Origin of the sequence: Prosthecobacter gellanilyticus, from assembly GCF_007992435.1 — a bacterium.
Taxonomy (GTDB): Bacteria; Verrucomicrobiota; Verrucomicrobiia; order Verrucomicrobiales; family Verrucomicrobiaceae; genus Prosthecobacter; species Prosthecobacter gellanilyticus.
In genome coordinates, this window is the sequence record NZ_BKAG01000052.1 from 37,382 (window position 1) to 48,902 (window position 11,521).

4 protein-coding genes are annotated in these 11,521 nt (G+C 61.0%); 1 reads left to right on the forward strand and 3 read right to left on the reverse strand.

What is annotated here, in order from left to right; all coding sequences use genetic code 11:
• Nucleotides 1-106: 106 nt before the first annotated feature.
• The gene (locus BGE01nite_RS24130; protein ID WP_218033086.1) at nucleotides 107-4,276 is read left to right on the forward strand and encodes an InlB B-repeat-containing protein; all 4,170 of its coding nucleotides are present in this window, start codon (nucleotides 107-109) and stop codon (nucleotides 4,274-4,276) included.
• 46 nt (nucleotides 4,277-4,322) lie between these two features.
• Here BGE01nite_RS24130 and BGE01nite_RS29625 read toward each other — a convergent pair whose 3' ends face one another.
• The 3 genes from BGE01nite_RS29625 to glpK all read right to left on the reverse strand — a co-directional run bounded on the left by BGE01nite_RS29625 (nucleotide 4,323) and on the right by glpK (nucleotide 11,440).
• Complete coding sequence (locus BGE01nite_RS29625) at nucleotides 4,323-8,483, reverse strand: vitamin B12 dependent-methionine synthase activation domain-containing protein (protein WP_246145790.1); 4,161 nt, start codon at nucleotides 8,481-8,483, stop codon at nucleotides 4,323-4,325.
• A gap of 483 nt (nucleotides 8,484-8,966) precedes the next feature.
• Nucleotides 8,967-9,725, reverse strand: a complete 759-nt coding sequence (locus BGE01nite_RS24140; protein ID WP_146854581.1) for an RluA family pseudouridine synthase — start codon at nucleotides 9,723-9,725, stop codon at nucleotides 8,967-8,969.
• Nucleotides 9,726-9,958: 233 nt separating this feature from the next.
• A complete protein-coding gene (glpK, locus tag BGE01nite_RS24145; RefSeq protein ID WP_146854583.1) occupies nucleotides 9,959-11,440 on the reverse strand; it encodes a glycerol kinase GlpK in 1,482 nt (493 codons plus the stop codon).
• Nucleotides 11,441-11,521: the final 81 nt, after the last annotated feature.

The window sequence follows — 11,521 nt, forward strand, 5'->3', positions numbered from 1 at the left end:
GCCAGAAGGCCTGCCTTGCACTCTCCTCTCCTGCCCCTGCGGCTCAGGAAGCACCGGATTCTGGCTCAGAAGTTCCCCTCAGTCTCTTTCCCCCGCATTGATCAACATGCTTGTCGCATTTGCGCCCTCCTGGCGCCTCTTGATTCCCCTTCTCGCCATCGTCTTTTCCGGCCTTTCCTATCCCCTGCGGGCAGCCTCGACCGGCCCCGTCAGCTGGGGCTCACAGGACTTTGACACACGAATGATGTTTGGACCCTATCAAGCCGTCTCTTCAGGTCTGGGCATGCTGGCTATCAGGACGGACGGCACTCTTGCTGCCTGGGGTGGATTACTCCCTCTTCCTCCTGATTTGGGGACGATCACAGATGTCTCCGCCAGTGGGCATGCGGTGGCCTTGAAAGCGGACGGCACCGTCATTGCATGGGGCCAGAACAATCAGGGCCAGACCACTGTGCCAGCTAATCTTGGCACAGTGATCGATGTCGTCGCAGGAGGCGAGCACACCGTGGTACTCAAGTCCAATGGGACCGTCGTTGCCTGGGGAGCAAACACGGAAGGCCAGTCGACAGTACCGGCAGGCCTCAGCAATGTCATCGCCATCGCTGCGGGCAGCTATCACACAGTCGCCCTCAAGGCTGACGGGACTGTCGTTTCATGGGGCTATAACCTCATGAAGCAAACGACCATTCCAGCGGGGCTCAACCATGTGACTGCCATTGCTGCGGGCGCTTATCACACGGTCGCTCTGAGGGCCAATGGTACCGTGGTGGCCTGGGGTGACAACGACCGCGGACAGAGAACAGTCCCCGTGGGACTTAGCGAGGTGACCGCCATCTCGGCGACCGCCTTCCACACCCTGGCCTTGAAGAAGGACGGCACTGTCGTCGCATGGGGCTCGAATGAGCATGGCCAGTGTTCTGTTCCAGCAGGACTTGGCAACGTAACCAGCATTGCAGCTGGATGGTGGTCCAGCACCGCACTGAAGGCAGACGGCAACCTTGTTTCATGGAGCAATGGCACACACGAGCGTGCCACCGTGCCAATGGGCCTCCATGACATCACAGCCATCGATGCGGGCGCCTTGCACACCGTCGCCTTGAGGCAAAACGGCACCGTTGTCGCCTGGGGTCCGAACGAAGAGGGGCGGACAAGTGTACCCGAAACACTGACCGGAGTGACCGCCGTTTCCGCAGGAGAAAGGCACTCCGTGGCCCTGAAGCAGGATGGCACGGTGGTGGCTTGGGGCTCAAACGGCCTCGGACAATCCACGGTGCCAGCAGATCTGACGAACGTCACCCGCATCTCGGCAGGCGGATGGCACACCGTGGCCTTGAAGCAGGACGGCACAGTCACCGCGTGGGGATGGAACATTTACGGCCAATGCAATGTCCCCGCCAATCTCACCGGTGTGATCGCCATTGCCGCTGGTGAAAACCACACCGTGGCCCTGAGGGCGAATGGCTCGGTCGTCGCTTGGGGAAGGAATAATTCGGCTCAGGCTACCGTGCCCCAAGGGCTCACGAACGTGACCTCCATCGCCGCAGGCAGCAGCCACACGGTGGTCTCCAAGGGGGATGGAACTGTGGTCTGCTGGGGCGTCAACAACTGGACCATGTGCACCCCACCTGCGGGGCTGGGTGGAGTCGTCTCCGTGGCAGCCGGACCTGATCACTCCGTGGCACTAAAGAGTGACGGGACTGTGGTCTGCTGGGGTGCCGGAGCATTTGGTGTCCGGAACTCACCGCCCAGCGTCGGACAAGGCACACCACCTGAAGATCTGGGAGGGGTCATTGCCATCACCGCAGGCAAGTCTTACACCGTGGCGCTGGCCGTCCTGCCACCAAGCCTGGTGGTCACTTCAGCAGACAGCCTGGGCCTCAGAAGCGCCACTCTCCATGGCCAGGTGAATCCGCATGGCACCGCGATCAGCGCGCAGTTCGAGTACGGCACCACCCTCAGCTATGGCAGCATCGCCAGCGTGAGTCTTTCCCCTGCGGATGGCACCGCGATCCAGGACGTGAGCGCAAACCTCACAGGTCTCGAGCCAGGCACACTCTACTACTACCGCCTCAGTGCCATCACACCTGGCGGCACCATCACCAGCGGCTACCGCACTTTCCGCACCACCCCGCGAACCATGAGCTTCTCCGCCTCCATCTACACTTCCAATGAAGTGACAGTGGTGCGGAACGACAGCTCGGTTCCCATGAGCGTCACGCTGAGCACCAGCAATGGCACAGCCGGCACCGTGCCACCCTTCAAGGCTGCCCTGGCCGGAACCGACTACACCGCCGTGAACACGGTGGTGAATTTTGCCGAAGGTGAGACTTCCAAGGAGGTCACCATTCCCCTCCTGCCACGCACTGGAGCCCTGCCTAACCGACGATTCAACATCACGCTGAGCAATCCAGGCGCGGGCACTGCGCTCGGCAGCATTGCCAGCGCCGAGGTCCGTCTCCTGGCAGTCGAAACCAAGGCACCGACTCTCACCGTGACCACGCCTGCGGCCAGCACCAAGACCGTGAGCGCCGCTAATCCGTATCTGGTGACCGGCAAGGCGGGTGATGCCAACGGCATCAGCCGGGTGACGGTCGCGCTGAACAGCGGAGATCCAGTGGATGCCGCTCTCGGCAGTGCCACCAGCAGCACCAGCGTCCCCTGGAGCCTGAACATCACTCTAGTAAGCGGGCCTAACACCGTCACCGTCACGGCGTATGACCTCAGTCAAAATCCATCCGTTCCCGTGACCCGCAGCTTCACCTTCAACGAGCGCGCCGTCCTCACCCTTGACCGTCAGGTCCCGCCGGGAGCCGTGCCTGACAAGGCTGGCAAGGTGACGATGGCCGCCACACCTGGGGCAAACGCCACCGCATTGGCCCAGTCACCGCTTTATCTGGGTGCGAAAACGAGTGCCGTCCTGCCTGGCACCACGATCAAGCTCACCGCAACGCCTCAGGCTGGTCATGTGCTGAGCGGCTGGCAAGGCCAGCCCGCTGGAGCTGTGGTGACCGGGAACACACTGACCTTCACCATGCCTGCGGCCGATCTGGCGCTCAACGCAATTTTCATCACCAATCCTTTCCTTCCCGGCCTGGGCGAGGGCGTGACATTCTCCGGCGTTGCCCATCCCGCCCCCGAGGCGGACTACAGCGTGGATACTCGCGGTTTCATCAGCGGCACCATGGCCATCAGCACCAGCGGTGGTTCGTTCACTGGCAAAATCCTCATCAGCGGACGCAGCCAGTCCTTCACCGCTCTCTTTGCTCCAGATGGCTCCAGTGTCTTCAAAGTTGGCTCGACTCTGGTGCCAGCCTTGGTCCTCAGCACCGGCCAAACTATCACGCTCACCTTTGTTCCCGACGGCGCCATCATCGCCATCGTGAACAACACCACCGTGGAAAGCACTGCAACGATGCGGAGAAACATCTATAGCACGAGCCGGAAGATGGCTCCCAAGTATCTGAGTCAAAGCACCAAAGGTTACTACACGCTCTCCATTTCATCACGAGACCAGTTCCCGGCAAAAGCTCCCGGCACCTATCCTTTGGGAGATGGCTACGGCACGGTCAACCTAACCAATGTTGGAACCATGACCTTCACGGGTGTCCTCGCAGACCGCACCACCTTCACCTGCAGCGGTGGTGTCGTTGCCGAAAGTGAGGCCCCCTTCTTTGCCCAACTCCGCACACCTGGTGCGCCCGCCGCCAACCTCGGTGGCACTTTTAGCGGAGCTCTTTCATTCCAGCCTGATTCCACGGAACTGGACGTCATCGGCAACAATCTGGTCTGGACACGCCCCGCTGTGACAGAACTTCCAGGAAACACAGACGCCGCGCGCATGACCCAGCTCTACACAGACGGCTGGCCCAACGGAATCGACTCTTCTGCCATAGGCGCGTTGTATCGTCCATCAGTCACTCTTCAAAACGGGCTGGGTCTTGGCTCGCCCAATGCCACCATGGGCAATGCCTCGCTTACCTTTCGTGCAGGCGGGCTTTCATCAGACGTGACGGCCGGCCCGGTCAACATCACCGGCAATACGGTTGTCAAGATCCCTGCCAGCAACGGCACCTTCACCCTCAGCGTGAAAAGCGCCACAGGCCTGTTCAGCGGCACCTTCAGTCCAGACTGGGATCAAGCCGCCAGCACCAATCCTTCCTTCCAGGGTATCATCACGCAGAAAGGCCCGGATCGCGGAGGGTACGGGTTCTTCATCAGCAACCGTTTCAATGACCTCAATCCTCACTGCGGTCAGGTCATCTTCGGTGCCCCTTGATTTCCTGGCCGTGAGCAAGACTCACGGCCAGTCATCTGCAGACAGATCAATACCCCAGCCACGGTCCCAGCCAGCGCTCGGCCTCGGCGAGGGTCATGCCTTTGCGTTGCGCATAGTCTTCGACCTGGTCCTTGCCCAGCACGCTGATGCCGAAGTAGTGTGACTCAGGATGCGCGAAGTACAGGCCGCTCACCGCGCTGCCCGGATGCATGGCCATGCTCTCAGTGAGCTCGACTCCGGTCTTCGCAGCAGAGTCCAGCAGATCAAAGAGGATCGGCTTCTCGGTGTGGTCCGGCTGCGCGGGATAACCCGGTGCCGGACGGATGCCGCGATACTTCTCCTTGATGAGCTCCTCGTTCGCGAAGTCACCGGGCTTCTCATAGCCCCACTCAAAGCGCGCCTGCTGATGCAGGTACTCAGCAAAAGCTTCTGCCAGACGGTCCGCCACCGCTTTCGCGATGATCGCGTTGTACGGATCAGGGATGGCATCGAACTCCTTCGCAAACTCGTCAGCACCGTGAATGCCCACCGTGAAGCCACCGATATAGTCCGCACGACCACTGTCCTTCGGCGCTATGTAGTCACTCAGCGCGTAGTTCGCCGTGTCCTTCTTGATCACCTGCTGGCGCAGCGTGTGGAAGACAGTCTTCACCGTGCTGCGCGACTCATCCGTGTAGACCTCGATATCATCACCCACGGCATTCGCGGGGTAGAAGCCGATGATGCCGCGCGGCAGGAAGCGCTTCTCAGCCACGACTTGGTCGAATAGTTTGTTCGCGTCAGCATACAGCTTCAGCGCCTCGGCTTCCGCCTTCACCTTCATCTCAGGATCTTCATGCGAGGAGGAAAAGCGCTGCTCCGCCGGGATCCAGCGGCCACGCAGCTCCCACGAGTGGAAGAAGGGTGACCAGTCAATGAACGGGCGCAAGGTCGCGATGAGTTCATGACCTTCATAGACCTTCGTGCCCAGGAAGGTCGGCGTGGCGATGTCCTGCGTGTTCCAGTCAAATTCCTGCCCCTTCTCACGGGCCTCGGCGATGCTCAGAAGCTGGCGGTCCTTCTTCTTGCCATACTCCTCACGCAGCTTCGCATGACGCTCCTCGTTCTTCTTCACGAAGTCCGCGCGCTGGTCATCCGAGAGCAGAGATGTCGTCACCGGCACGCTGCGGGAAGCATCCAGCACATGCACGATGCTGCCACTGTACTTCGGCGCGATCTTGATGGCCGTGTGCGCCGCGCTCGTGGTGGCACCACCGATCAGCAGCGGCTGCTTGAAGCCCAGCCGCTCCATCTCATTCGCCACATGCACCATCTCATCGAGTGATGGCGTGATCAGACCGCTGAGGCCGATGACATCCGCGCCCACTTCCACCGCCTTGTCGAGGATCTTCTGGCATGGCACCATCACACCCATGTCCGTGACTTCAAAGCCGTTACAAGCCAGCACGATACCCACGATGTTCTTGCCGATGTCATGCACGTCACCCTTCACCGTCGCAAGCACGATCTTGCCGCCGCCTTGCTTGGCTTCCGCAGGAATGAGATCAGCAGCCGTCAGAGCACTGGCATCAACGCTCGCTTCGGCAGCCGACGTGGAAGCATCCGTAGCAGGCGCAGCCTCACCACGGAATCTGGAAAGCAGGCGATCAAAGATCACCTTCTCCACGCTGCCTTCCGCGAGCTTGGTCTGCAGATCCGTTTCCGTTCCTGCCTCGCGGCCTGCGGCGAGTTCAGCCGCATACTTCACCTCGATGCGGCGATCCGCCACGCTGAGACCGGGGAAAGGAGTATAACTAAAACCATCGACAGGCGTCACATCGCCGCCCTCGTTCAGGGCCGTGAGAGTCTTCGAGGCGATCTCGATCAGCAGTTCGCGCTCACGTGCCTTGCGGGCCTTCTCAGCCTCCATGAAAGGGGCAAGATAGGCCACGCTCTGCTTCATCACACGCGCGCTCTTCACCACCTGCGGCAGGAACATTTTGCCGGCGCCAAACAAGTCGCCGACCACGCTCATGCCATCCATCAGCGGACCTTCGATCACGCTGAGCGGCTTGCCGAGATTCGCCAGTGCCTCGGCCGTGTCTTCATTGATGAAATCGGTGATGCCACGCAGCAGTGAGTGCTCCAGTCGTTTGGCGACCGGCGCCTCACGCCAGCTCATGTCGATCTCCACCTTCTTCGTGCTGCCTGCCTGGCCTTTGAACTGCTCGGCGTAATCCACGAGAATCTCCGTGGCATCCGGACGGCGGTTGAGGATCACGTCCTCCACCTTCACCAGCATGTCCTGCGGGATCTCCTCATACACCTCGAGCATGCCTGCGTTCACGATGCCCATGTCCATGCCTGCCTTGATGGCATAGTACAGGAACACGCTGTGCATCGCTTCGCGCACCTTGTTGTTGCCGCGGAAGCTGAAACTGATGTTGCTCACGCCGCCGCTCACCTTCGCGTGCGGCAGGTTCTCCTTGATCCAGCGCGTAGCATTGATGAAGTCGAGCGCGTAGTTGTTATGCTCCTCCAGGCCCGTGGCCACGGTGAGGATGTTCGGGTCAAAGATGATATCCTCCGGCGGGAAGCCGATCTCATCCACCAGGATGCGATACGCGCGCTCACAGATGCGGATCTTGTCCTCATAGGTCGCGGCCTGGCCTTGTTCATCAAAGGCCATCACCACCGTGGCAGCGCCGTATTGTTTGATCTTCGTGGCGTACTCCTTGAACTTCTCCTCGCCCTCTTTGAGCGAGATGGAGTTCACGATGCCCTTGCCCTGCAGGCACTTCAGACCGGCCTCGATGATCTCCCACTTCGAGGAGTCCACCATGATCGGCACCTTGTTCACTTCCGGCTCCGTCTGCAGCAGGATGAGGAACTTCGTCATCATCGGCACGCCGTCGATCAAGCCTTCATCCATGCAGACGTCGATCACGTTCGCGCCGCTCTCCACCTGCTGACGCGCGATGGCCACGGCTTCCTCGAGCTTGTTCTCCTTGATCAGCTTCGCGAACTTTGGCGAACCCGCCACGTTCGTGCGCTCGCCGATCATGAGATAAGGCGGACGCGCAGTCGCATCCGTCGTGTCGAGCACAAACGGCTGCGATCCGCTCAGGCGCATCGTGTGCGGATCCTTCGGCACTTCACGCGGAGCGAGACCTTCCACTGCCTTCGCGATCGCGGCGATGTGCTCCGGCGTGTTGCCACAGCAACCACCCATGATGTTCACAAAACCGCTTCCGCCGAAGTCCTTCGCATACGCGGCCATGTCCGGCGGCAGCAGGTCAAAGCCTGTCGGTGCCAGCGGGTTTGGCATCCCGGCATTGGGATAGGCCGAGACAAAGCAGTCCGCCTTCGAGGCAAGCTCCTCCAGGAAGGGGCGCATCTTGTCTGGGCCTAACGAACAGTTCAGACCGATCGACAGCGGCTTCACATGCCGCATCGCGTTCAGATAGGCTTCCGTCACCTGGCCGGAGATCATCGTCTCACCACCGGGTCCCACGGCCGCGCTGATCTGCACCGGCAGCTCCAGCTGGTCCTCTTCAAACACTTCGCGGATCGCCACCAGCGCCGTCTTCGCGTTCAACGAGTCGAAGATCGTCTCAACGAGCAGTGTGTCCACACCACCCGCGATCAACGCGCGGATCTGCAGTTTGTAGGCCTCCTTCACCTGGTCAAAGGTCACATAGCGGAAGCTCAGGTCCGTCAGGTCCGGGAACTGCGAGAGCGATACCGTCAGCGGCCCGATGGCCCCTGCCACATAGCGCTGCCTTCCCGTCTTCTCACCCACGATGTCCGCCCACTTGCGACACTGCTTCGCGGACTCAAAATTGATCTCCCAGGCCAGATCATTCAGGAACTTGTCCTCCAGCACCGTCTGGAAAAACGCCGGATCCTTCTTCATGCCCTCCGGCACCTCTTTGAAGAACTCCGCCTGCGCGATGCTGGTGCCGCTGAAGGTGTTCGTCTCGATGATGTCCGCCCCGGCTTCCAGGAAGCGGCGATGGATGTCCTCAATGATGTCCGGACGGGTGATCGAAAGGATGTCCCCATTGTTCAAGAGGTCCTTCTCATTGCTCAAAAACCGCGTCCCGCGCGCATCCGCCTCCTTCAGGCCATACCCACGGATCGTCGTCCCCATGGCACCATCAATGACCAGGATACGCTGGCGCATGGCGGCTTCCAGTTCAGGGCGGCAATTAGGGCGGTTGGGCATAGTCTCAGATTACCCTACCCCCTCATTTGGTCAACCCCTCCCATCAACGCATCATGATTCGAAGATATGAGGTTTCTAAAGCTCATTTTTCCACCTGGATCTACCTTGATTCACCTGGATCGCCCTGCGCCCACTCTCCAGCGCCAACGTTCGCGCCCCATACCAGCCTAGGGCGTCAAGCCCTAGGTTCCTCGCCCCCCCATAGCGCCAAGCGCTGAAAGCGAGCCCCATGCTTGGCCAGCCCCGTCCACCCTCCCAATCTATCGAGCTTGGACCCGGCCCCGCCCTTCTTCGAAGCAACTGTAAACAACGGTCAACCACCGTAAACAACCGTAAACGGCTCCTCCGCCATCCTCTCCAAACCTCCAAATCTCCTGTGAAAAAACTCCATTCATAGCCCCTCACATCCACCTCATCCGCACTCCCAAAAAGTGACCCAAGCGGACCCTTTGGACACCGCAAAACCTCCCCGTGAATCATAAATCATGAATCAAGATTCAGAAATTCCCTCATCTCCCCCGGCACCTCACACTCCCACTTTCCCCGAAACCCTTCCGCCTCAATCTCCAGCTGGTGCGAATGCAGCGCCTGCCGTGAAAAAAAATGCCTCGCCTCCAGCTCCGGCGTCCAGCTCGTCTCGATGAACTCCAGGTAGCAGCGCTCATCCAGCCCATAGATCTTGTCCCCGAGAATGGGCAGCCCCAGGTGCGAAAGATGCACACGGATCTGGTGCATCCGCCCCGTCACCGGCCGCGCCTCCACCAACGCCAGCTTCCCCGCCCGCTCATGCTCCACCCGCCTCAGCGTGCGAAACAGCGTCTCACACGGCGCCCCGTCATCATGCACCATCTGTTTCACCCAGATCGGCGACTCCGTGACCTCCCCCTTGCGCAATATCGGCGCATTCAGATCCAGCGACTCCCACTCCGGCCACCCGTGCACGATCGCGTGATACGTCTTGTGGATCTTCCGCTCCTGCATCGCCATCCCAAAGAGCCGCGCACTCGCCGCATGCTTCGCCACTAGCACCGTCCCGCTCGTCTCACGATCCAGCCGGTTCACAATGCTCACCTGCCCCCCGTTCGCGATCTCATAGGCCAATAAATCCTTCAGCCCATGCCAAAGCGTCGGCGTCCCGTTCGGCGCCCCCGGATGGATCTGCAGCGGCGCAGGCTTGTCCACGACGATGTAATCGTCCGTCTCATCCAGAACCGTAAAAGCCGTGTTAACCGCGCGCAGCACCCTTCACCCATAGCTCCGCCCACCCCCACTGCCAACCCACCGTTTTCACCTCGCTCGGAGCACGGGCTTTAGCCCGCTCAGGTCGATCCCCCAGGCGCGGCAGCGCCCCCAAAACCCCCGGTAGGGACGAGCTGTGCTTGTCCCAAACTCAAACTCACCCCACCCCCGCCATCTTCCCGAGGCCCAAGCTTTTCCAACCCCGCCCCGTCCACTGCCCACTGCCCACCCCCCAATCACTCCCCCGACCTCGCCCTTTCCAGCGCCCCCGCCCAGCCCGCCATCAGCGTCTTCCGCTTCGCCGGAGCCATCGCCGGTTTGAACCGCTTCTCCGCCTCCCATTGCGAGGCGATCTCCTTCGGACTCTTCCACAGGCCCACCCCCAGCCCCGCCAGATACGCCGCGCCCAGCGCCGTCGTCTCCGTCACCACCGGCCGCACCACCGGCACGCCCAGGATGTCCGCCTGAAACTGCATCATCAGGTTGTTATTGCTCGCTCCACCATCCACCCGCAGCTCGCGCAGCTTCATGTCCGCGTCCGCCTGCATCGCATTCAAAATGTCCGCCACCTGATAGGCAATCCCCTCCAGCGCCGCCCTCGCGATGTGCGCCTTCGTCGTCCCGCGCGTCATCCCGCAGATCAGCCCGCGCGCATGCTGGTCCCAGTGCGGCGCACCCAGCCCCGCAAACGCCGGCACCACATGCACACCACCCGTGTCCGGCACACTCGCCGCCAGCTCCTCCACATCGGACGACTTCTTGATGATGCCCAGCCCGTCACGCAGCCACTGCACCACCGCCCCCGCGATGAACACGCTCCCCTCCACCGCATACTCCATCGGCCCGTCACCCAGCTGCCACGCCACCGTGGTTAACAAATTATTCGTCGACACAATCCGCTTCGTCCCCGTGTGCATCAGCATGAAGCAGCCCGTCCCATACGTGTTCTTCACCATGCCCGGCTGCGTGCACACCTGCCCAAACAGCGCCGACTGCTGATCCCCCGCGATCCCCGCGATCGGGATGCTCCCGCCTAACAAACTCGTCTCACCAAACACCCCGCTCGAAGGCTTCACCTCCGGCAGTGCTGAGGCGCTCACCCCAAACAGCTTCAAAAGATCCGCGTCCCACTTCCCTGTGCCGATGTTATAAAGCATCGTGCGTGACGCATTGCTCACATCCGTCGCATGCACCTGGCCTTCCGTCAGCTTCCACAGCAGCCAGGAATCAATGGTGCCAAAGGCCAGTTCATCCGCCTTGGCCAGCGCCTTCGCCTCCGGCACATTCTGCAAGAACCAGTGCATCTTCGTCGCCGAGAAATACGCATCGATCACCAGCCCCGTCTTCGCGCCGATCCTCTTTGCCTCGCCTTTCGCCTTCAGCTTGTCACAGAACTTCGCCGTCCGCCGGTCCTGCCACACGATCGCCTTCGCCACCGGCTTCCCCGTCTTCTTGCTCCACGCCACCGTCGTCTCCCGCTGGTTCGTGATCCCGATCGCCGAGATGTCCTTCGCTGAAAGCTTCGCCTTCTTCAGCACCTCCTTCGCCGTCTTGAGCTGCGTCTCCCAGATCTCCTCCGCATCATGCTCCACCCAGCCCGGCTGCGGGTAATGCTGCGTGAACTCTTTCTGCGCCACCGCGATCACCTTCCCCTGCGGATCAAAGATGATGCTGCGGCTGCTGGTCGTGCCCTGGTCGAGTGCGAGAAGGTATTTCATACCCCCCATTCTTCAAATCCCCGCCCATCTGACAAGACCGCGCTTCACCCCGCCCCCAGAACTTTGGCTCACGCCCCCCGG